Genomic DNA, 21,830 nt, shown 5'->3' with positions numbered 1-21,830 from the left:
ACGAAGCGAGGCCAGGACATGCCTCCGGCGGGCCCTCCCTGCGGAGGGACTGGGGGTCTGGCTCACGGGCTCGGCGTCGCCGGGTGGTCCGGGCGGTCCCTCGTCGGACGGCACCAGAGGACAGCACAGAACCTCCGGGGGCCGCCAGGCCGGAGCGCACGCGTGCCAGAGGCAGCCTGGCGGCCCCGGAGAACCTGTGCTGTGGCTACGCCTGCCGCCCAACGAGGGACCAACCGCGAACCACCCTTGCGTCAGGGATCGGCTGTGGCGGACCGCCGTCGGCAACGCTCCGGCGAAAGGGCCGGCGTTGAACGTCGCCCTGGGCGATGGGCTCCGCCTGCCGACGCGCGGCAACCTGGGCAGCACGGAGCCCCCTGACGCCATATTCCGACGGTAGAGGGCTCGTTGAGGCTAGTCAGGTGGTGGGCAACTCGACGCCCGTGAAGGTGGACACGGGTCCGGGCGGAGAGATGCCGGTGAGTTCCTGGGCACGGTGGGCGAGGAGGGACGCGAGTTCGGGGTACCAGCCACGGCCGACGGCTTGCAGCATCTCGGCCAGGGCGACGAGTTCGCCGGTTCGACCTGCGGGTGTGTCCAATACCTGGGCGAACTCGGCGCGAATACGGGCTGCGACAGCGGGGACTCGCAGGCTGTGCGCGTGGAGAAGACCGGGGTCGTAGCCGACGGGGACGCGGCCCCAGCGTTCCCAGTCGAGCAGGGTGAGCGGGTCAGTGGTGAGATTGCCCCAGTGCAGGTCGGCGTGACCGGTCTCGCGTTCAATCCGTTCCGGGGCGGGGACGCCGAGGAACGTAGGGAATGCCTTGGCGATCCAGCCGTCACGTCCCCGGATGGTTGGGGTGTCGACGGTGGCCAGCTCAGCCAGCGCCCGTCGCAGTTCGGCCCACCACTGATCGGACAGGCCGGGATCACGGTCCAGATCCGGTCGCTGCGGCGCGATCACGGGCGCGCTGATGAACTGGGACAGATCGGCCTGGTAGGCGTATCCCGGTTCGGTCCAGTCCAAGACGGAGATCAGGCGCGCCCGAGGGATGCTCTCCGGAACGACCTGGGCTGCACCGATGATCCCCTCACCGGGCAGTCGGCTCGGTCTGTCGACCGATACCGAGGCGACCCGCAGCCAGGTGTCCCCAGCACGGCGGCCGATGGTGCGGCCGAGGTAGCCCCACGCGGCGGGCCCAGCGCAGACCAAGCCGAGGCGCGAGGCAGCCTGGTCGTGCGCGGTCCGCATCCGGGTCTCGGTCGCGTCATCCTCCGGCCAGTTCATCGGCGATGCTCCTGAGGTGATCAGGGTTCAGCGGGTCGGCCAACGCGCCTACCGCATCGTCCCAGTGCACGCGGGTGCTCGCAGCCACAAGAGCCACGTCCAGGTCCGGGCAGGAGGCGACAGCCAGCAGCGCAGCCGCCGCCGGGGTCAAACCGGGCCGGATGAAGTCCACCAGTTCGGGTGTCATCAGCGGCAGTAGCTCACCGCCGTGCAGGGGAGCGGACGCGAACGTGGTGAGCCCTCGGGCACGGGCGTCGGCAAGTGGGCCGGTGCCGTCCAGCGCCTGCGTGAGCGGATCGAGCATGACCAGGCTCACCGGCAGTTGAACGCTGACCAGGTGGTTCGGATGTCCCCCTGCGGCTTGCTCGGCGAGTTCGACAAGTTCAGCCACCGTGAACACGCCCCTGGTGAATCCGGACCAAGTAGCCACCCCGTAGCCTCCGATTCGGCCGGCGCGGGCGAACTCCTCCAGGACCCGGAAGGCTCTGCGGATCGCGACGTGCACCCGCACGCGGTCATGGTGCGCGTGCTCGGGGTTGTGCACAAACACCACGTCTGCGCGACCCAGTTGAGCGAGTGAGTGATTGGTCTGCCAGCGCACGAAGGAGGGCTTGAGGCTGTGCCCGTGCGCGGCTTCCTGGTCGGTGAGCGCCCCGGCAGCGACGGCGGCACGACGCTCCGCACCTGTATGGAATCCGGTCTTGGTCGTGATCCGCACCTTGGGGTAGTCGGCGAGCACCGGCCCAAGTTCGCCATGGGCCACGCCATGGCCGTAGTTGGGGGCCGTGTCCACGTACTCACAGCCAGCCTGGCAAGCGGTGCGCGCCGCCAGTTCGACGGCGCGCACCCGATACGTCCCCAGGCCCAGAACGGCAGTCACAGCCCCGCCTTGACCACAGCGGCGGCCTGCCCGTCGATGAGCGCCCCCAACAGGTCGGCGACGTCCTTGACTTCCAGGTCCGATAGTTCCGCCAGCGTCCCGAGGGTTCGCGGTTCGCCGTCCATGAGCGCGTGCAGCATCGCGGCTGCCTGCTGGTCGAAGTCCCAGGCAGTACCGGCCGCAGCCAGCGTGACCAGACCTGCGCCGTCTGAGGTGAGACGGGCGCGCGGGGCGGTGAGCCGGACCGAGATCAGGGGGTTGGCTGGCAGACCGGAGACGTAGGGCAGCGAGGTACCCGCACGGCCGAAGTCGGTCGTGTCCGCCGAGGCAGCCCAGCGGACCACCAGGGACGGATCAGCCAGCTCGGTCAGAACCTCGGTCCGCAGGTCGTTCACGAAGACGGCTTGATCGGTCGGCGAGGCGAAGCGCGGCACGTCTCGCCGCAAGGCGACGCGAGACCGGAGCTCGTCGACCAGCCAGGTGAGCAGGTCGGCACCGGTATGGGTGACCAGACCGAAGGTCAGGTGCAGCGAGGCAGTGCCCTGGTCAGCGGTGACCGCGTGCCACCAGCCACGCGGCAGGTAGAGCACGTCACCCGCGTTCAGCACGATGTCCGCGACCGGATCACCCTCGGGCGGCTCAGGGGTCTCCACATCCCGGAAGGTCGGCACGTCGCGGGTCGGCCCGTACAGCCGCCAGCGCTTGGACCCGAACGCCTGCACGACCACAACGTCGTGGTCGTCCCAGTGCGTACCGAAGCCCTCCCGCTCGGTCCACGAAGCGTAGGCGTTGACCTGCACCCGCGTACCGAGGAAGCGTTCCAGGGCTTCGGCCGAAGCGCCGATTGCAGGGTGAATCTTCTCAATCGAGTCCAGGACCAAGGACGCACCCTCAGCCAAACGGGCGTGCAGTTCAGCGGGTTGGACGCGGTTCCAGGTGACGGAGCGGCGGGTGGTGACCGGCAGCGTGTACCGGTGCACGGGCAGCATCTCGCCGTCCATCGACAGCCGCAGCCTTGGCGGCTCCAACCGTTGGGTGTCGAGGATGCCGTTCAGGTCGTCCCAGGACAGCAGACTGACCGCTTCGTCAGCCTGGCCGGGCAAGAGCGCGTAGGAGCGGTTGAACGTCTGGGCGAGGAACGTGTCCCCGCCCAGACGCGCCGCCCACGAGGCAACGTCATGCATCGTGGGCCGCCGAATCAGTCGTTGCCGTCGGTGCGACCGCTGCTGACGTCGGAGGGCTGCTCAGTGCGAGCCCGCGCCGCCGCGATCTTCCGAGCCGCGACCAGCAGCCCGCTCTTGGCGACCGGAGTCGCCTCGGTGGTGTCGTGCGCCATCGGATTTCCTTCCTGTGGCATGGAACCCCGTCGAGGATTCGACGGAGGTCGTGCACGTCGACCGCGCTCGGGGGAAACGCGGCCGACCGTCCGCCTGGTCGATCGGGACCAGGCGGAAGCCAAGGTGTTCAGGCGGAGAAGGCCAACGGTTCGGCGATGCGGGACTGAGCGACGTTGACCAGCAAGGCCAACCTCTTGTCCCGGTTGAACACTTCGTCCGGAGCGGACTCGAACCACACGACCTTCCCCGCGCCCATCGGGAACCAGCCCCACGAGTGCGCCAGCTCCGCCACCAGGCCCAGCCCACGGCCGCCGTTACCCGAGCGGATCGAGCCGTCACCACCAGGCGGGATCAGACTGGTGTCGGCGACCTCAACCCGCAGCCGCGCACCGGTCCAGCGCACCGTCACACGACATGGCCAGTCGGTGTAGAGCACTGCGTTCATGATCAACTCACTGGCGCACAGCTCCACCTCGCGCAGCGCATCGTCTGACAGCGGCACCGCCCAGAAGCGTGCGACCTCTCGAACCAGCAGCCGGGCCGGCCGCACAGCGGAAGGCGACGGCTGAACTTCCCAGGACTGCGGGACAGGGAGCGGAACCTGATCGGTAGCGCTCATCAGCCCTCCCAGACTGGTGAAGATGGTGCACAGCCGAAGTACCGTGCGTGCGGCCCGAGATGGCCTGACAGTCGCCCGGGGGTCCATCCAGGGGGAGCCTGGTGTCGGTGTTCTTCCGGGCGACTGACACCCAGTGAACCGGCGCAGTGCCACCGGTGGTAGTGCTGTCAGCACGTAGAGTGGTATACGCGGTTTACAGCTCCAGCTCGGGGGATTGATCGTGGCCACACGCGGGGAACCCAACCACCGCCTCAGGGGAGTGATTTCGGCCGCAGGCTGGACTTACGAGGCACTCGCGCACGCGGTACGCCGCATCGGCGCGGAGAACGGCGAGACACTGCTGACGAACAAGTCGGCCGTATCCCACTGGATCAACGGAGCAACGCCGACCGGTCAGGCCTCCTATTACATTGCCGAGGCGTTATCCCGCCGAGTCGGACGCAGGGTCACCCCGGCCGAACTGGGTTTCGCCTCCCCGGAGGAGTCCTTGGCAGCGAGCGCTGACCCCGTGGAGACCGCCACCAATCTCGGCCGCGCAGATGTCGAGCGACGGACCTTCCTCACGGTTGCAGCGTTCACCACCGCAGGCGTGGCCATGCCCCTCCTGTACGACCCCGAACCCGTCTCCCGCCTCATGCGTGCTCGCACCGGCACCGCGCTTGTCGGCAATGAGGAAGTAGAGGTCATCCGCCAGATCACCGCCGTCTTCAGCGCGGTGGATGAGCGCCTGGGTGGGGGCCACGGGTTGACCACCGTTACTGCCTATCTCGCCGACACGGCCGCCCCCATGCTCACCGGCCGCTTTCCCAACGAGCAGACCAGAGGGCGTGCATTCGAAGCCGTCGCCGAGCTTGCCTACCTCGCCGGGTGGAAGCATCATGATCTCGGCCACGAGGGAGCAGCCCAGCACTACTACCAAGTCGGCTACCAACTCGCCGTCGAGGCTGATCCGAATGGCCATGCCGGATGGATGATGCGTGCTCTCGCCCACCAGGCCCTCAGCCTCAAACAACCTCAGCACTGCGCCGACTTGATCGAGAACGCCCTCACCCGCAGCATCGGTCGAGTAGACGGCCAGACCGAAGCCCTGCTCCACATCACGCACGCACGTGCCTACGCTGCCACCCGCGACAAGCCAGCCGCAGCCCGCGCTCTCCTCGCTGCTGAGAACGCCCTCGCCCGCCAGGACGAACCGCAACCCAGCTTCTCCCTCGTCAGCGGTCCCGCCGCCGGCACAGTCGCCAGCCACACCGCTCGCACCCTCACCGACATGGGTGACCATCCCGGAACTGAGCAGCAGCACCGCGCCGCCCTGATTCGCTGGGACCCCGAGAAGTTCAAACGCGTTCACGCGCTGACGTACGCCGACCTCGGTGACAGCCTCGCCGCCCAGGCCCGCGCTGACGAAGCCGTCGCTACCTGGGGCCGTGCCCTCACGCTCATGGAGGGCATGACCTCGGATCGCACCAGAAAGGCGATCTCCTCGATCCGGCCCCACCTGGCCACCTACGTTAGACGCGGAGTCCCAGGAGCCACCGATCTGGAACGCCGCGCGCGCGAAGCACTGATCTAGCACCCGCACCAAAGGGAAGGACCCCCTGTGGCCCAGCAAGCTACCGATCAACCCACCGGCCTCAAGCCCGCCACCGAGTCAATGACGCTGCTGGTCGCCGCAGTCATCGTGCACGACCTCGAAGGGCAGCGAGTCGCACTGCTTCAACGCGGTCCCCATGCCAAGTTCGCCCAGGGCATGTGGGACCTCCCAGTGGGCAAGAGCGAGCCAGGAGAGCCCATTACCGAGACTGCCATCCGAGAACTCAGGGAGGAGACAGGTCTCGTCGTCGCCGTCGAAGACCTCCGCCTTGTCCACGTGATCCACGGTGCCCGAGGGGTCGAGGCCCCCAACGGCTTTCTCACGGTCGTCTTCGCAACACACCGATGGACGGGTGACCTCAGTAACGAGGAACCGGCCAAGCACGCCCAAGTCACCTGGGCGCCGACCACGGCCATTCCGTCGGAGTTCGTGCCGACCACCGCCAGCGCCCTCCACCGCTACCTCAACGGCGGCCCTGACGTTTCCGTGGACTCCTGGGCACCTCGGTAGCCCAGGGTGCGCGTCGGACCGGCAGGGAAGCCGGTTACGAGGAGTCACTACCGTCGGAGCGTGCCAGATCCGTGTCAGATAAGGCGGTCAGTGGAGGATCATCGGAGTGACCCCAAAAGCAGTCGGCCCCCGACCGTTTCAGCTGGTCAGGGGCCGGTCCGGCGGAGAGCGTGGGATTCGAACCCACGGTCACAGTTTCCCGTGACGACAGTTTTCAAGACTGTTCCCTTAGGCCGCTCGGGCAGCTCTCCTGGGCACAGGTCGGCGCGGGGTAGGACCCGTGAGACTGTGCCAAGGGATCTTCTCATGAGTCGGGTGGTGCGTGGCAGCGAATGGCCCCGTACGGGGCGACGGGGTCGCGGGGTCCGTACGGGGCCTGGGGCGGTGGTTACTGCGCGTCGCCGACGCGGCTGCCGAGGGTCAGCGTGGTGGTGTGGGTCTGGCCGTTGCGGGTGTAGGTGATGGAGACCGTGTCGCCCGGGTGGTGCGACCAGATCTCGCTGACCAGGGTGGGGCCGCTGTCGATCGGGACGCCGGCGAACTGCGTGATCACGTCGCCCGCCTCCAGCCCCGCCTTGGCCGCGGGCTCGCCCGGGGTGACCGCGGGCTGGCCCTGGACCGGGGCGGAGGCGATCTTGGCGCCGTTGCCGGTGTAGCTGTCGTCGCGGAGGATGCCGATGATCGGGTATATCGGCTGCCCGGTCTTGATCAGCTGCGCGGCGACCCACTCGGCCTGGTTGATCGGGATGGCGAAGCCCAGGCCGACGCTGCCGGACTGGCCCTCGCTGTCCGTGGCGCCGCCCGACTGGATCGCCGAGTCGATACCGATGACCTGCCCGTCGGAGTTCATCAGCGGCCCGCCGGAGTTACCCGGGTTGATCGAGGCGTCGGTCTGCAGCGCGTTCATGTACGAGGTCTGGGTGCCGGTCTCGTCGCCCGAGGCGACCGGGCGGTTCTTGGCGCTGATGATGCCGGAGGTGACCGTGCCGGACAGGCCGAACGGCGCGCCGATCGCGATCGTGGTGTCGCCGACCGCGACGCTGTCCGAGTTGCCGAGCGGCAGCGGGACCAGCTTCTCCTTGGGCGTGCTGCCCAGCTTTATCACCGCGACGTCGTAGCCCTCGGCCCGGCCGACGATCGTCGCCGGGTAGCTGTTGCCGTCGGAGAACTGGACGCTGAGCTTGCCGCCGTTGGTCGACGGGGCGACCACGTGGTTGTTGGTCAGGATGTAGCCGCGGCTGTCGAAGATGAAGCCGGTACCTGTCCCGGACTCCTGCGAGTTGGACGCCGAGATGGTGACCACGCTCGGCAGCGACCGGGCCGCTATCCCGGCGATGCTGTTCGGTGAACGGCTCAGGTCCTTCGGGTTCACCGACGCGGCCACGCTGGTGCTGCCGCCGGAGCTGTCCCGGGTCTCCAGCCAAGAGCCGAGACCGCCGCCGAGACCGCCCGCGACCAGCGCGGTGACCACGAGCAGCGTGGCCAGGCCGCCCCGGCGGCGCTTGCGCGGAGCCTGGGGCGCGCCGAAGGGGGTGCCGGGGTAGGCGGCGCCCGGGTAGGCAGCGGGGTAGGGCGCGCCCTGGTACTGACCGTACTGCGGGTGCTGGGCGTACTGCGGGTACTGCGGGGGCTCGCCCGGCTGCGGGTACCCGGCGTACGGCTGCGGGGCCGCCGACGGCGGCGCGGGGGGCGCCGGGGGCGCGGACGGCGCGGGGTACCCCGGCGCGGCGGCGGCGACAGCGGTCTCGGCAGGGACGGCGGCGGGCGGCACGGAGTCGGCCGGGGCGGGCTGGACGGCGGGGAGCTGCGCAGTGGGGAGCTGCGCGGTGGGCGCCACCGCGTCGGCGGCGGCGACCGGCGCGTCAGCGGTGGTCGACGGCTCAGCGGGCGCCGCGGGCGCGGCGGCGGGCGCGGCCTCTGCGGGGACGGCGGCGAGCACGGTGGTGGGCTCGTCGAGGGCGGGCTGGTCGGGGGCCGGCGGCGGGTAGGCGGCCAGGTCGGGGTCGCGGGGCGGTTCGATCCCGGACGCTGAGGCGTCCGGCTGCGCGGCGGGCGGTGCCACCGAATCCCCGGTGGTGGGTTCGGACCGGTCCGGCCCGGAGAGCCCGCCCTCGTGCTCGGTGCTCACGAATGACCTCCTCGTAGTGGGACCTGCGGCCCCAAGCATTGCCCGGACCGTGTCGGGGCGTCGTAAGCGCCGGTCGCGCGCAACCCGCTGGGGCCTCATACCGCGCATGCGTCCAGCTCTGATGAAAGGTACCCCGTGTTCCGGCCGACGGAGGACTCTCCACAATCAGTTCTAAGGAAGCACTGGCAGTTCTAAGGAAGCTCTGAGATTGGGGGCCTTCGGCAGCCCCGCCGCAGCCCTCCGGAGCGGGCCCCGCCAGGGACGCAGCAGGTCCGGGACGTGGACGGGCCTTGGTCCCGGCCCGGCTTGCACCTACGATGTGCTCGCACGCATATGCGGGAGCTTGGACCTATCCAGGCTGAGAGGGCGCCGAAACGGGGTGCCGACCGCCTGAACCTGACCGGGTAATGCCGGCGTAGGGAGCTGGAGCACCGTGACGTCCATGTCCGCGTCCACACCGCCGTCCCCTGTCCTGGAAGCGCCGCCCGCCGGTGCCCGCGCCGAGGCCCCGCTGGTGCTGGACACCGCGCCGCCGCGCACCCTCGGCTTCCGCGACCAGGCGGCCTTCTGGACCAACCTCGGCATCAGCCTGATCGGCTTCCAGAGCGCCGCGACCGTGCTGGTCTTCAACAACAAGGACCTCTCGCTCGCCGCCTCGGTCACCGCGATCGTGGTCGGCACCGTCATCGGCGCGCTGATGCTCGCGGTCGCCGCCGTCATCGGCACCCGGGCCGGGGCCCCGGCGATGGCGATCCTGCGCGGCCTGTTCGGCACCCGGCTGTCGTACCTGCCGACGGTGCTGAACATCATCCAGTGCGTCGGCTGGGGCGTGTACGAGCTCACTGTCATCGCCATGGGCGCCGACGCCCTCTACAGCGGGATCCCGCACTGGGTCTACGTGGTCGCGGCCGGGGTGCTGACGACGGTGATGACGATCCGTCCGCTGGGCGCGATCTCGGTGCTGCGCCGGTACGTCGCCATCGCCGTGGGCGTGGCGATGCTGTTCTTCACGGTCGAGCTGATCCGCCGGGGCGTGCCCGACCCGGGGCACGGCAACTGGACCGGCTTCCTGCCCGCGATCGACTCGGTGATCGCGGTCTCGATCTCCTTCGTCCCGCTCGCCGCCGACTACACCCGGCACGCCAAGAGCGGTTCCAGTTCCTTCTGGGGCGCGTTCAGCGGCTACAGCGTCTCCCAGGTGTGGTGCTACATCGTCGGCCTGCTGGCGCTGGTGCAGGTCGGCGGGGACCCGAACAAGATCTTCACGACCTTCATGGGGATCACCGCCGGCTGGGTCTTCTTCTCGGTGCTGGTGCTGCGCGAGGCCGACCAGTCCTTCGCCAACGTCTACTCGACCGCGATGTCGATCCACAACCTCTTCCCCCGGGTCGACCGCCGCTACCTCACCGTCGGCATCGGCACGCTGGTCACCGTGCTGGCGCTGGGCGTCACCGACTTCACCGGCTACGAGAACTTCCTCGGCCTGATCGGCGCGGTCTTCGTGCCGCTGTCGGCGGTGCTCGCGGTGGACTTCTTCTTCGGCGCGGGGCGGCGCGAGGGCGGCTGGGACATGTCCGAGGGGGCGCCGACCCGCTGGCTGACGCTGCTGCCCTGGGCCGTGGGCTTCGCCGTCTACGAGCTGATCTCACCGGCCGCGCTGACCGGTTGGGGCCAGTGGTGGCCGGACTTCTGGGCGCACGCGCAGAACGTCACCGGGATCCACCCGCAGGTGTGGACCTCGGCCTCGCTGTTCTCCTTCCTCGTGCCCGCGCTGCTGACCTGGGCGCTGACCCCGCTGCTGCGCAAGGGTCACTGAGAATTCATCCGGCCGAGCGGGGACGCGGCCGGGGCGTCCGAACCGCGCCGCCTAAGGTGGAGGTGTGTCGAACGCCCCGCTCGCCGTCCCCGAGCAGCAGCCCCAGCAGCCGTCGAACCGGGCCGACGTCCGGGTGATCGCGCACCGGGGCGCCTCCGGCACCCTGGCCGAGCACACCCTGGCCGCCTACCGGCTGGCGATCGAACAGGGTGCGGACGGTCTGGAGTGCGACGTCCGGTTGACCGCCGACGGGCAGCTGGTGTGCGTGCACGACCGCACGGTGAACCGGACCTCGAACGGTCGGGGCGCGGTTTCCGCGCTGACGCTGGAGCAGTTGTCCGCCTTCGACTTCGGTTCGTGGAAGTCCGAGGGCTCGGGCCCGGAACACGGCTCGGTGCTGACCCTGGAGCGGCTGCTGGAACTGGCGGCCGGTTGCGGACGCCGGTTGGAGCTGGCGATCGAGACCAAGCACCCGATCCGCCAGGGCGGTCGGCTGGAGCGGGCGCTGCTCGAACTGCTGCACCGCTTCGACCTGGTGACCCCCTCCTCGGGCGAGCCCTCGCCGGTCCGGATCATGAGCTTCTCGCAGCTCTCGCTGCGCCGGGTGCGGGCGCTGGCCCCCGGCATCCCCACGGTGTACCTGCTGGAGTACCCGCTGCCGTGGTTCCGGAGCGGGCGGCTGCCGTACGGGGCACGGATCGCCGGTCCCGGCATCGACCTGGTCCGCAAGCGCCCGGAGTACGTGGCCGCGCTGCGCCGGGCGGGGCAGCGGGTGCGGGTCTGGACCGTCGACGACCCGGCGGACGTCGAGCTGTGCCTGCGGCTCGGGGTGGACACCGTCATCACCAACCACCCGCGCCGGGTGCTCGACCTACTGGGCCGGGGCGAGGCCCGGCGGGACGCCGGGGACGGCCAGGACGCCGGGGGTCCGCAGCGACCTGAGGGCCCCGCGAGCCGACCGGACTGACCCGGGTCAGCGGTGGTCTTCCGGGACGGGTGTCGCGGTCCGCGCAATGGCGTGAAGAAAAGGTGAAGTCGCTCTCCGGCGCGCGCCAAGAGCGTACGCGGGCGCACGGAAATGACTGGAATATCGCCCGGCACACCGCCGTTCACTACCCGTCGCAAACGCGGAGTAACCATATGGCTACTCCGCGTAAAAGGATCGGCGGGGCTCGGATTTATGCCTCCGGAAGGAAGTCCAACAACGCCCTTATTCTCGTTTCCGGCCAGCTCGCACCGGGCATTCACACCCTGTCATTAGGCGGAGGAGGAGGTCCGGGGGTGTCGCTCGTGGTGGCGCATGATGTGCCGACTTCTTCAGCGACCATGGCGGTTCCCCATGGTCCGGCCAGCGTTGGGGCGGCTCGGCGGCGACTGCGGAAAGATCTGGCGGAGCATCAGGTTCCTGACGTCGTCATCGACGACGCGGTCCTCATACTCTCCGAACTGCTGAGCAACGCCTGTCGTCACGCCCGCCCGCTGGAGTCGGTGCTGGACGAGTTCGAAGCAGCCCAAGCACAGGTACAAGCCCAGGCCCAGGCCCAGGTTCACGCACAGATCCAGGCCCACAGTCAGTCGCAGGCGGCGTCCCAGTCCCGGGCGCAGCGCCACGGGTCGGGGAGCCGGACCAGGGTCGAGAGCGACGGCTCGTACCCGGACGGCGGACGGGTGGTCGTCGGCTGGGAACTGCACAGCGACGGTCTGCTCACCCTGGAGGTCACCGACGGCGGCGGTCCCACCCGCCCCCGGCGCGGCAGCCCGTCACTGACGGCGCGCGGCGGGCGAGGGCTGGGCATCGTGGGGCAGTTGGCCACCGACTGGGGCGTGCGGGACGCTCCGGGCGAGGTCACGGTCTGGGCGGTACTCCCGGCCCGGGCCCGGCACGCCCGCCGCCAGGAGCTGACCGGCCAGCCGGAGCTCTAGCCGGACCGAAGCCCGGAACCGAAGTCCGAAGCGGAGCCCGAACCGGCCGGACCGGAGCCCGAACCGGACCGGTCTGCCGGTTGGCAGGGGGCGCGCGGGGCGCGGTGCGCCGCTCGCTCGCGCCGGTTGCCCGGTGCGCGTGCGCGCGCGGGGCACGGTGGTGCGACTACGCTCGGGGCGCCAGAGCACACGCCCCACCGGGAGATCCGCACCATGGCTAAGAAGGCCGCGAAGAAGGCGCCCTCGCGCGCTCAGCACACCGCCGCAGCGAACGGGGAGATCCCGGTCGTCGGCGCCCGCGAGGACTGCCCGTGCGGTTCGGGGCGTCGCTACAAGGCCTGCCACGGCCGCGAAGCAGCCCACGCGGTACAGGAGTTGGTGCAGCGCCCGTTCGACGGGCTGCCCGGCGAGGGTGACTGGGTGGCGCTGCGCGAGCTGGTCCCGGCGGCCACCGTGCCGCTGACGCTGACCGGCGCGGCGCTGACCGGCGCGAACGGCGAGGTACCGGCGGTGACCCTGGCCACGGTGCTGCCGATGGCCTGGCCCGCGATGCGCCGCCAGGACGGCAGCATCCTGCTGGGGCTGCAGACCCAGACCGCGTCCGGCGACGCCAGCCGGGACCTCGGTGACGCGCTGGTCCAGGCGCTGGCGGTGGAGCCGGGCACGCCCGTGCCCCCGCGCCGCCCGGCCACCGACGCGCCGCGGCTGCAGGACCTGCTGGACCTGTCGGCGCCGTTCGAGCCGGTCGTGCACACCGGCTTCGAGTACTGGCTGGAGGACGCGGATTCGGCCACCGGCGAGGTCGCCGCCTCGCTGGAGCAGGCCAACGCCGAGGTGATCCCCACGGTCAAGCTGACCTCGGTGGACAGCGCGTACTGGTGCTCGGTGCCGGACCGCAACCACCTGCGCTGGGTGATGCCGCACGCCGAGGACACCCTGCTCGACGCGCTGGCCCGACTGGTCGCGGCGGGCGAGTCCAGCCTGGGCGAGGGCACCCGGCTGGTCGGCTCGTTCCGGGCGCACGGCCTGGCGGTCCCGGTGTGGGACCTGCCGTCGGCGATGACCGCGGCCGACTGCGAGAAGCCCGCCGCCGCCTTCCAGGAGCGGCTGGCCGGGGCGCTGGCGCAGACCGAGCCGCTCACCCCGCAGCAGCGCAAGAGCCGTGCGGACCTGGTGAACCGTCAGGTCACCATCGGCTGAGCCGAAATGGCGATGAATAACACCCTGCGACTGATCGACTACCATCTGTGGTCGCAAATCGACAGGAAGCGCGCAGAACTGGCTGGATTTGCGTGACCTGCATCACATAGTGGGCCGGACTCGGAAATTCACAGGGAGTGAGAGCTCCAGGGAATTTGCTTGCGGCTCGATTCTTGTTACGGTTTAAACAGTTCGGTCGCTGGTGCATCCCCCGTCGCCAGCGGCCGAGCTTTTCCATGCGGCGGACACCCGTTGCGGACGCCCGCTGTGGACGCCGACGGCGGACGCCCGTGGCGTCCCGCCGTTCAGTAGGCCAGCCGTGCCCCGTCCGGCGTGGCCACGCTCGCCGCCACCAGCGCCTCCAGCAGCGCACTCACCGTCGGCAGCCACGGCGCTGCCTCGCCCTCGACAGCGGCGTCCGCCGTCCCGGTACCGTCCCCGGCGCCGACCGCCCCCGGCTCGCGGATCCAGCGCAGCACCCCGGCCCCGGTCCGCGAGGGCGGCAGCAGCACGTAGCCGCCGCTGCCGTGGAAGCGCAGGCTGGTCGGCACCCACTCCTGGGCGACCAGCAGTTCGGCCAACTCCTGCATCGTGTACGGCGCGACCAGCAGCACGCAGCGGCTCGGCGTGGCCAGCACCGGACCGACCCGCACCCCCAGGGTGTCGAAGTACGCCAGTGCCCGCAGCCCCGCCTCCACCGGCAGGCTCACCGCCGACACCTCTCCCCCGGTGGCCACCACGATCGGCGCGTCCGGGCGCCGCCGCCACCACCAGCGCACCATCCGCACGTCGGTGGTCGCCGCGAGCAGCGGCGGATCGTACGGATGGGCGCCCGGCGTCGGACAGTCGGGGCGCGGACAACTACAGGGCGCACCCCCGGCGTGCGCCCCGATCCCGTGCGCTCCGGCACCCGGCACCACCGGCCAGTGCCACTGCTCCACGCAGGTCGTCACCGCCGCCAACAGCGCGGACCGGCCCCGCCAACGCATACTCCGCCCAACAACCCTGCCGACAGCCGTCCGCAGTGGCGTGGCGTTCTGACTCCCGCGCATGAGCACTCGTTCCTTTCCGTGACCAGTCAAGGATCGGTACGTGACCTCGCGCTACGAGACGCTACGAGAAGCGCACCACGCCCGCGGCCACCTGCGGTAGCCGGCGGGGGGTGGCGCGTAGTGGCGATCGGGATTGCCGTCTCGCACCAGGTTTGTACCCCGGAACTGCACGTTCACCAACGAGATTGACGCATCGTCGAGATTGACGCACGGTGAGCGCCGATGGTTCCACCGTTCGGGGGAGCAGAGAGGCAGCGCTGGGCGCTCGACAATCGTACGATCCGGGGATGGATACGCACAGGGAGCCGACAGACAGCGAAGATTCCGCTCCATCCAAGGTTTCTGACGCGATGTCGGATACTTCCGGCACGGTCGCGGTGGTGATTCCGGCCCGCAATGAGGCGTCCCGGATCGCGTTGACGGTGCTGGCCGCGCTGCGGCTCCCCCGGGTGGGGCCGGTGGTGGTGGTGGACGACTGCTCGACCGACTCCACCGCGCGGGTGGCCGAGGAGTCGGGCGCGCGGGTGGTCCGCCAGCCGGAGCGGCTCGGCCGGACCGCCGCGCAGCGGCTCGGGGTGGACACGGTGCGGGAGTTGGCCGGAACCGGACGCCTGTGCCTGCTCTTCCTGGACGCGGACCTGGGCGCCAGCGCCGCCGCGGCGGAGCGGCTGCTGCGACCGGTGCTGACCGGGGCGGCGGACCTGGCCCTCGGCGTGGCCGTTCCGGCGGGCGCGGGGAGCGGGCGGCCGAACGGCGGGCGGGCGAACGGCGGGCGGGCGGCGACGCGACGGGCGCGGACCGGTGTCCGCCGGGCCACCGGGTTCGAGGCCGCCGCGCCGCTCGGCGGCGAACTGTGCCTGAGCGCCGCCGCGTTCGCCGCCGCCACGGCCGATGGCGCGCCGGTCGCCAGCGGGCCCGGTCTGATCATCGACCTGCTGCGGCAGGACTTTCGCGTGGTCGAGGTCCCGCTCGACCTCGACCACCGGCCGAGCCGCCAGGGCCTGCGGGCGGCGCTGCGGGAGCTCGGCCGCTACCGCGCGGTCGGGCGCGAACTGTCCGCGCACGGCACCGGGCACGGCACCGCGCGCTGAGTAACCGGTGCGGAGAATCGTCACTGAGCGCAACCGGCGCCACGCCCATGACTATTTCGCCCATATATTCGAGTACTGGCGCCAAAAAAGACACCAATCATCCAACGCGGCACAGTTCTGGACATCACCCAATCGGTATGTGTAGAAGTGGAGCATTAATTGCCGTATGGCATGACATGGGGGTATGTAGTGCACGAATTCGGACAAAAAGGGCGCACCGCCCTGGATGTGAACCTGCCCTACTGCTCACTCCGCGTTACCACACCGGTCGTCTCCCCCTCCCCGCCCGCGGCCATCGTGAAGGGCGCCCAGCATGGCTGAACCGCAGTTCCCCCGCACCGGCCAGACCCTCCACAGCCGAGCGCTCGCCGGACAGACGACCGACGGACAGAGGATCGACAGTCCGCCGCACCCCGAACAGGTGGTCGACACCCAGGCGCTCACCGCACCGGCGACCACCCCCGTCGCCCCGCACCCGCCGGTCCCGTCGGGCGGCGCGCTGCGCCCCGCCGCCGATCCGCTGTCCGAACTCACCGCCCTCTACCGGCTCACCGAGCGCCTGAGCGGCGCGGCCACCCTGGAGGACGCGCTGCTCGGCGTCCTGGAGACCGGGGCGGCGCTGATCGGCGCCCAGCGCGGGATGGTGCTGCTGACCGAGGCGCCCGGCAGCCACCCCGCGGCCTTCGGCACCGTGGACAGCCCCGGCACCACCGTCGGCTACCGGCTCGACCGCGCCGAGATCGGCGCGCTGGAGACCGTCCCGCGCGACAGCGGCCCGTACGCGGGACTGCTCGACGGCGGCAGCCAGGTGCTCCACCCGGGCCCGCTGAACACCCCCGCACCGCCGCTCCCCCTCGGCCAGGGCGCCGCCCCGGACTCCCGCTTCCGCGAGGTCGCCCGGCACCTCGGCATCGCCGCCTGCTACGCGCTGCCGCTGGCCGTCCCCGGTGACGGCGGCGCGCCCTTCGGCGCGGCCGTCTGGTTCTACGACACCCCCGCCGTGCCCGGCGAACGCGAGCAGCGGCTGGCCGGGCTCTACTGCGCCGCCGCCTCGCCGCTGATCGCGCTGGAGGTCAAGCGCGAACGGCTGCGCCGCACCGCCGACGCGCTGCGGCGCGGGCTGCTGCCGGACCGGCTGCCCCGGCTGCCCTCGATCCAGTTCGCCGCCCGCTGCCTGCCCGCGGGCCTCGACCGGTCCCGCGGCAGCGACTGGTACGACGCGCTGGAGCTGCCGGACGGCGGGATCGCGGTCAGCGTCGGCAGCGTCACCGGCGGCGGCGTCGAGTGCGCCGCCGCCATGGGCCGGCTGCGCGCCGCGCTGCGCGCCTACGCGGTGCTGGAGGGCGAGGACCCGGTGGCCGTGCTCGGCGACCTGGAACTGCTGCTGAAGGCGACCGAACCGGCCCGCACCGCGACCGCGCTCTACGGCTACCTCGACCCCGACTCGCGGCGGCTCTCGCTGGCCGGTGCCGGGCAGTGCCCGCCGCTGCTGATCACCGCCTTCGGCGCGAGCTTCGTGGAGACCTCGCTGTCCGCCCCGCTGGGGATGCTGAGCTGCTGGGAGGCCCCCGGGGTGGAGCTGCGCGCCGACCGGGGCGACCTGCTGCTGCTCTACACCGAGGGCCTGGCCCGCCGCTGCGGTCCCTCGCTGCACGCCGGACAGCTGCGGCTGCGCTCCGCCGCCGCCTCGGCGCCGCGCGAGACCCGCAGGGACCCGGAACGTTTCTGCAACCACCTGCTGGAGGCCTGCCTGGGCGACAGCCGGGACGCCGACGGCGCGATCAGCGCGGGCGGGGACGACATCGTGATGCTGGCCGCGCGCTTCGCATAGCGTCCGCCCCCTCATAGGATGCGAGGACCGTCCGCCCGTCACACTCCTGACGCGCCGGGGCGGTCCCGCTCGACGAGGAGGCGACGAAGGTGACGGACGACCGCACGCAGGACGCTGTGGAGCACGCGGACGAGACAGCGGCAGCGGCAGCCGCGGCGGCGGCCGCAGCCGAGGCGGTCGGCAGCGAGGCGGACGCCGACGCCGAGGCGGAGCAGCCGGTCAAGGGCCGCAAGAACGGCCTGTACCCGGCGCTCTCCGACGAGCTCGCCGAGGTGATGAAGTCCGGCTGGGCCGACACCGAGCTGCGCGACCTCGTCCCCGACGAGCAGGCCCCGTACGCGGCCAAGCGCCGCGCCGCACTGTCCGCCCGCTTCCCCGGCGACCGGCTGGTGGTCCCGGCCGGTCGGCTGAAGACCCGCGCCAACGACACCGAGTACGAGTTCCGCGCCTCCAGCGAGTACGTCCACCTGACCGGCAACCAGGCCGAGGACGCGGTGCTGGTGCTGGAGCCCCGGCCCGAGGGCGGGCACGACCCGCGGGTCTACCTGCTGCCCCGGTCCGACCGGGAGACCGGCGAGTTCTGGCTGGACGGCCAGGGCGAGCTGTGGGTGGGCCGGCGGCACAGCCTGGCCGAGGCCGAGCTGCTGCTCGGGCTGCCGACCCGGGACAGCCGCAAGGTCGTCGAGGAGCTGGTCGCCGCCGCCGAGGAGCACCCGGCGACCACCCGGCTGCTGCGCTCGTACGACGCCCGGCTGGAGACCGCGCTCGCGGAGCACACCACCCGGCACGGCGACGAGGAGCTGCGGGTCTTCCTCAGCGAGCTGCGGCTGGTCAAGGACGAGTGGGAGGTCGGGCAGCTCCAGGCCGCCGTCGACGCGACCGTGATCGGCTTCACCGACGTGGTCCGCGAGCTGGCCCAGGCCGTGGCCAGCTCCGAGCGCTGGATCGAGGGGACCTTCAACCGGCGGGCCCGGGTCGAGGGCAACGGCGTCGGCTACGGCTCGATCTGCGCCGCCGGACCGCACGCCACCACCCTGCACTGGGTCCGCAACGACGGCGCGGTCCGCCCCGGCGAACTGCTGCTGCTGGACGCCGGGGTGGAGACGCACACCCTCTACACCGCCGACGTCACCCGCACCCTGCCGATCGACGGCCGGTTCACCGACCTCCAGCGCCGGCTCTACGACGCGGTCCTCGACGCCCAGGAGGCGGGGATCGCCGCGGTCCGGCCGGGCGCCCGCTACCGCGACTTCCACGACGCCGCCCAGCAGGTGCTGGCCGAGCGGCTGGTCGAGTGGGGCCTGCTCGAAGGACCGGTCGAGCGGGTGCTGGAGCTGGGCCTGCAGCGCCGCTGGACCCTGCACGGCACCGGCCACATGCTCGGCCTGGACGTCCACGACTGCGCCCACGCCCGCACCGAGGCCTACGTGGACTGCGTGCTGGAGCCGGGCATGGTGCTCACCGTCGAGCCCGGCCTCTACTTCCAGCAGGACGACCTGACCGTGCCCGAGGAGTACCGCGGCGTCGGCATCCGGATCGAGGACGACATCCTGGTCACCGCCGACGGCAACCGCAACCTGTCGGCGGCGCTGCCGCGCGGCGCGGCCGAGATCGAGGCCTGGATGTCCGGCCTGCGCGGCTGACCGCGAACACCCCGGGAGCCCGGATGACCGCCAACGACGGCCCGCACACCGTCGCCGTGCTCGCCTTCGACGGCATGGCGCCGTTCGAACTCGGGGTCGTGGTCGAGGTGTTCGGGCTGCACCGGCCCGAGGTCGGCGACCGCCCGTGGTACCGGCTGCGGGTCTGCGCGGAGCAGCCAGGCCGGGAGCTGCGGGCGGTCGGCGGCTTCACGCTGCGCGCCGAGCACGGTCTGGACGTGCTCGCCGCGGCCGACACGGTGATCGTCCCCGGGGTGTCCGACGTCCACGGACCGGTCGCCCCGGCGCTGGTGGCCGCACTGCTCGCGGCGCACCGGCGCGGGGCGCGACTGGTGTCGATCTGCTCCGGCGCGTTCGCGCTGGCCGCGACCGGGCTGCTGGACGGGCGGCGGGCGACCACGCACTGGCGCTACGCCGAGACGCTGCGGCGGCGCCACCCGCTGGTCGAGGTCGACCCCGACGTGCTCTACGTGGACCACGGCCGACTGCTGACCAGCGCGGGCAGCGCCGCCGGGATCGACCTGTGCCTGCACCTGGTCCGCAGCGACCACGGCCCGAGCACCGCCAACACCGTCGCCCGCCGCTTCGTGGTGCCGCCGCACCGCGAGGGCGGGCAGGCCCAGTTCATCGAGGCGGCGGTGCCCCCGGTCCCGGCCGCGGACGACGGCGTGGGGCGGAGCCTGGCCTGGGCGCTGGAGCGGCTGGCGGAGCCGCTGAGCGTGTCCGCGCTGGCCCGCGCCGCCAACCTGTCGGAACGCTCCTACCTGCGGCACTTCTCCCGGCGGACCGGGACCAGCCCGATGCGCTGGGTGGTCGCCCAGCGCATCGCGGCCAGCCTGCCGCTGCTGGAGTCCGGCGCGGGCACGGTGGAGGAGGTCAGCGCGGCCGTCGGCTTCGACAGCCCGGCCACCTACCGGCACCACTTCGCCCGGGCGATGCGGACCACGCCCACCGCCTACCGGCGCGCCTTCAACCGCGCCGAGTAGCGCCGCAGCGGTAGCGCCGCAGCGGTCACGCCGCAGGGTCACGCCGCAGCGGTAGCGCCGCAGCGGTCACGCTCGCCCCGGTCGGCGTTGGCACGGTGGTCCTGGCGAAACCGGCGACCTGTCCGACCGAGTAGCCGTTCAGGGCTCTCGCCTCCCTCCCTCTCCTCGGCCACAGCCTGCGGCCTCACGTGACGTGAGGGTCGAGCGCGGCAGCGGGCCGGAGGCGGCTCGGGGGTCAGGAGGCGTGCAGCAGCGGCCGGTCGCAGTACTTCAGGGTCTTGTCGAAGGACACCACGGCGCCGCTGCGCGGGTGGTCCCGGAACTGGACGTGGTCCACCAGTGCCCGGATCAGGAACAGCCCCCGGCCGTGCTCGGCCGACGGGTCCGGCAGCACGGTGCCCGCGTCGGCGGGGATCACCGTCTCGTGCCGCCGCCGCACCGGGCGGGCGGCCGCGGCCCAGCCGCCGCCGGGGCAGACCGGCGCCGCGCCGACCGGGGCGGCGGGAGTGGCGCAGAAGCCGGGCCCGGAGTCGGTCACCTCGACCCGCAGCCGACCGTCCTCGATGGTCGCGGTGACCTGGAAGCCGCTGTCCTCACCGGTCCCGGTGGCGCGCACCGCGTGCTCGACGGCGTTGGCGCAGGCCTCGGTCAGCGCGACGCCGACCTCGTGCGAGATGTCCGGGTCCACCCCCACCGAGGCCATGGTCCCCAGCAGGATCCGGCGGGCCAGCGGCACACTGGCCGGCTCGCGGCGAAGATGCAGAGACCACCAGATGTCCACGACCGGCTCCTCCTGGCTGCGGCTCCACATACCAGTACCTATTGCCGAACGTCCGGGGGATCAACCGCTTTGCGGACCACTTGTCACCCCGCTGGCGGACGCGGAGGAGCGACCCGCCCCGCCCGGCGCGCACCCGGGCGCACCCGACCGCCGCTCACTCCCCGGGCACACCGCCGCCGACGCGAGCCCCGGGCGGGTCGCTGAGCAGCCGGAACGGCGTGATCCGCGGCCCCGGCCGGGGCTCGCGCCGGGCGCGGTGAGAGACTGGCCGACGTCATGGTGAAGAGCCTGGTGGGACGCCTGCTCCTGCGGCGTCCAGTACCCGCCGTCGCGCTCGACCTTCGCGCCTTGCGGGCCCTGCCCTTCGCGACGGTCTGCGTCGTCGTGTCCGGACTGGGCCACAGCTTCGGCGGCGGCGGCACCGTCCCGCTGTCCGCGCTGCTCGTCGGCGGTCTCGCGGTGTGGATCGCGGCGACCCTGCTGGCCGGGCGGGAACGCTCGCTGGGGCAGATCGCGGCCGGGCTGGCCGTGGGCCAACTGGCACTGCACCTGTACTTCCACTTCTGCCTCGGATCCATGGCCGGGATGAGCGGGATGTCGGGCATGTCCGGCGGCTCCGGTTCGTCCGGGGCGGGCGGCGCCCTCACCGCGCTCGCGCTGCGGCTGATCTGCGGCCCCGCCGACACCGCCGGGGCGGCCGCGCTGCCGCCCGGGACCACGGCCGGGCAGATAGTCAGCCGCGCCGGGCTCGACCCGCACCTGGTGCTGACCACGCTCCCGCCGATCAGCTTCTGGACCCACCCGGCGTTCCTCGGCCTCACCCCGCTGATGCTGCTCGGGCACCTCGCGGCGGCCGCCGTCGCCGGCTGGTGGCTGCGGCACGGCGAGGCCGCCGGATGGCGGCTGGCCCGGGTCACCGTCCAGCTCGCGGAGACCCTGGCGCGGACCCACAGCGCCCCGCTGCGCACCCTGCTGACGCTGGTCCGCGCCCTGCTGCGGGGACTGCTCGGGGCGGCCCGCGGACTGCCGCCGCGCACCGCCGCCGGGGGCGCCGCGCCGCGGCGGCTGCCGCGCACCGCGCTGCTCCGGCACCAGGTCGTCCGGCGCGGGCCGCCCGCGCTGCTCCCGGCCTGACC

At 72.0% G+C, this 21,830-nt stretch carries 19 protein-coding genes, 1 tRNA gene and 1 riboswitch; of the genes, 11 read left to right on the top strand and 9 right to left on the bottom strand.

The genetic code is table 11. From position 1 onward, the window contains the following. Window positions 1-415: 415 nt before the first annotated feature. The 5 genes from GXP74_RS00690 to GXP74_RS00670 all read right to left on the bottom strand — a co-directional run bounded on the left by GXP74_RS00690 (window position 416) and on the right by GXP74_RS00670 (window position 4,121). Window positions 416-1,285: a hypothetical protein gene (locus GXP74_RS00690; protein ID WP_182449474.1), complete on the bottom strand. Its 870-nt coding sequence runs from the start codon at window positions 1,283-1,285 to the stop codon at window positions 416-418. Beyond that, window positions 1,266-2,165, bottom strand: coding sequence for an aldo/keto reductase (locus GXP74_RS00685; protein WP_182449473.1), 900 nt, complete (start codon window positions 2,163-2,165; stop codon window positions 1,266-1,268). The genes GXP74_RS00690 and GXP74_RS00685 overlap by 20 nt, the downstream gene beginning before the upstream one ends. Next, window positions 2,162-3,349: a JmjC domain-containing protein gene (locus tag GXP74_RS00680; protein ID WP_182449472.1), complete on the bottom strand. Its 1,188-nt coding sequence runs from the start codon at window positions 3,347-3,349 to the stop codon at window positions 2,162-2,164. The genes GXP74_RS00685 and GXP74_RS00680 overlap by 4 nt, the downstream gene beginning before the upstream one ends. Before the next feature lie 14 nt (window positions 3,350-3,363). Beyond that, window positions 3,364-3,501: a hypothetical protein gene (locus GXP74_RS00675; RefSeq protein WP_182449471.1), complete on the bottom strand. Its 138-nt coding sequence runs from the start codon at window positions 3,499-3,501 to the stop codon at window positions 3,364-3,366. A gap of 128 nt (window positions 3,502-3,629) precedes the next feature. Beyond that, window positions 3,630-4,121, bottom strand: a complete 492-nt coding sequence (locus GXP74_RS00670) for an ATP-binding protein (protein WP_182449470.1) — start codon at window positions 4,119-4,121, stop codon at window positions 3,630-3,632. 220 nt (window positions 4,122-4,341) lie between these two features. Between GXP74_RS00670 and GXP74_RS00665 the strand changes: the two genes are divergently transcribed. Continuing rightward, a complete protein-coding gene (locus GXP74_RS00665) occupies window positions 4,342-5,694 on the top strand; it encodes a tetratricopeptide repeat protein (protein WP_182449469.1) in 1,353 nt (450 codons plus the stop codon). Between the two features lie 27 nt (window positions 5,695-5,721). After that, window positions 5,722-6,225, top strand: coding sequence for an NUDIX domain-containing protein (locus GXP74_RS00660; protein ID WP_182449468.1), 504 nt, complete (start codon window positions 5,722-5,724; stop codon window positions 6,223-6,225). Window positions 6,226-6,387: 162 nt separating this feature from the next. Here the strand turns inward: GXP74_RS00660 and GXP74_RS00655 are convergent. Continuing rightward, a tRNA-Ser gene (locus tag GXP74_RS00655) sits at window positions 6,388-6,476 on the bottom strand. A 137-nt stretch (window positions 6,477-6,613) separates the two neighbouring features. Continuing rightward, window positions 6,614-8,353, bottom strand: coding sequence for a trypsin-like peptidase domain-containing protein (locus GXP74_RS00650; RefSeq protein ID WP_225447630.1), 1,740 nt, complete (start codon window positions 8,351-8,353; stop codon window positions 6,614-6,616). Window positions 8,354-8,678: 325 nt separating this feature from the next. Continuing rightward, window positions 8,679-8,792: riboswitch (TPP riboswitch) on the top strand. Between the two features lie 3 nt (window positions 8,793-8,795). Between GXP74_RS00650 and GXP74_RS00645 the strand changes: the two genes are divergently transcribed. From GXP74_RS00645 to GXP74_RS00630, 4 genes are all read left to right on the top strand, one after another. Beyond that, window positions 8,796-10,169: a cytosine permease gene (locus tag GXP74_RS00645; RefSeq protein ID WP_182449466.1), complete on the top strand. Its 1,374-nt coding sequence runs from the start codon at window positions 8,796-8,798 to the stop codon at window positions 10,167-10,169. A 136-nt stretch (window positions 10,170-10,305) separates the two neighbouring features. Beyond that, entirely contained in the window at window positions 10,306-11,136 is an 831-nt protein-coding gene (locus tag GXP74_RS00640) for a glycerophosphodiester phosphodiesterase (protein WP_182456070.1), read from the top strand. Between the two features lie 359 nt (window positions 11,137-11,495). Continuing rightward, on the top strand, window positions 11,496-12,092 hold the full coding sequence (locus GXP74_RS00635) for an ATP-binding protein (protein ID WP_182449465.1): 597 nt from the start codon (window positions 11,496-11,498) through the stop codon (window positions 12,090-12,092). A 213-nt stretch (window positions 12,093-12,305) separates the two neighbouring features. Next, window positions 12,306-13,292 (top strand): DUF5926 family protein, encoded by a 987-nt coding sequence (locus tag GXP74_RS00630; RefSeq protein WP_182449464.1) that lies wholly within the window; start codon window positions 12,306-12,308, stop codon window positions 13,290-13,292. Between the two features lie 305 nt (window positions 13,293-13,597). Here the strand turns inward: GXP74_RS00630 and GXP74_RS00625 are convergent, their stop codons facing one another. Continuing rightward, complete coding sequence (locus GXP74_RS00625) at window positions 13,598-14,317, bottom strand: bifunctional DNA primase/polymerase (protein ID WP_370468524.1); 720 nt, start codon at window positions 14,315-14,317, stop codon at window positions 13,598-13,600. 377 nt (window positions 14,318-14,694) lie between these two features. Between GXP74_RS00625 and GXP74_RS00620 the strand changes: the two genes are divergently transcribed. The 4 genes from GXP74_RS00620 (at window position 14,695) to GXP74_RS00605 (ending at window position 19,913) form a co-directional block, all read left to right on the top strand. Then, complete coding sequence (locus tag GXP74_RS00620) at window positions 14,695-15,435, top strand: glycosyltransferase (protein ID WP_182449462.1); 741 nt, start codon at window positions 14,695-14,697, stop codon at window positions 15,433-15,435. 313 nt (window positions 15,436-15,748) lie between these two features. Beyond that, window positions 15,749-17,266, top strand: coding sequence for a PP2C family protein-serine/threonine phosphatase (locus tag GXP74_RS00615; protein ID WP_182449461.1), 1,518 nt, complete (start codon window positions 15,749-15,751; stop codon window positions 17,264-17,266). Between the two features lie 239 nt (window positions 17,267-17,505). Next, the gene (locus GXP74_RS00610) at window positions 17,506-18,909 is read left to right on the top strand and encodes an aminopeptidase P family protein (RefSeq protein ID WP_370468523.1); all 1,404 of its coding nucleotides are present in this window, start codon (window positions 17,506-17,508) and stop codon (window positions 18,907-18,909) included. A gap of 23 nt (window positions 18,910-18,932) precedes the next feature. Beyond that, window positions 18,933-19,913, top strand: a complete 981-nt coding sequence (locus tag GXP74_RS00605; RefSeq protein WP_182449460.1) for a helix-turn-helix domain-containing protein — start codon at window positions 18,933-18,935, stop codon at window positions 19,911-19,913. A gap of 235 nt (window positions 19,914-20,148) precedes the next feature. Here GXP74_RS00605 and GXP74_RS00600 read toward each other — a convergent pair whose 3' ends face one another. After that, a complete protein-coding gene (locus tag GXP74_RS00600) occupies window positions 20,149-20,694 on the bottom strand; it encodes an ATP-binding protein (protein WP_182456068.1) in 546 nt (181 codons plus the stop codon). Between the two features lie 276 nt (window positions 20,695-20,970). On the opposite strand from GXP74_RS00600, the gene GXP74_RS00595 reads away from it, so the two are divergent. Then, entirely contained in the window at window positions 20,971-21,828 is an 858-nt protein-coding gene (locus GXP74_RS00595; protein ID WP_182449459.1) for a hypothetical protein, read from the top strand. Window positions 21,829-21,830: the final 2 nt, after the last annotated feature.

Source organism: Streptacidiphilus sp. P02-A3a, from assembly GCF_014084105.1.
In the GTDB taxonomy this organism is placed as follows: Bacteria; Actinomycetota; Actinomycetes; order Streptomycetales; family Streptomycetaceae; genus Streptacidiphilus.
Note: the sequence above shows the minus strand (reverse complement) of the source record. Positions and strands in the feature narration are given on the sequence as shown.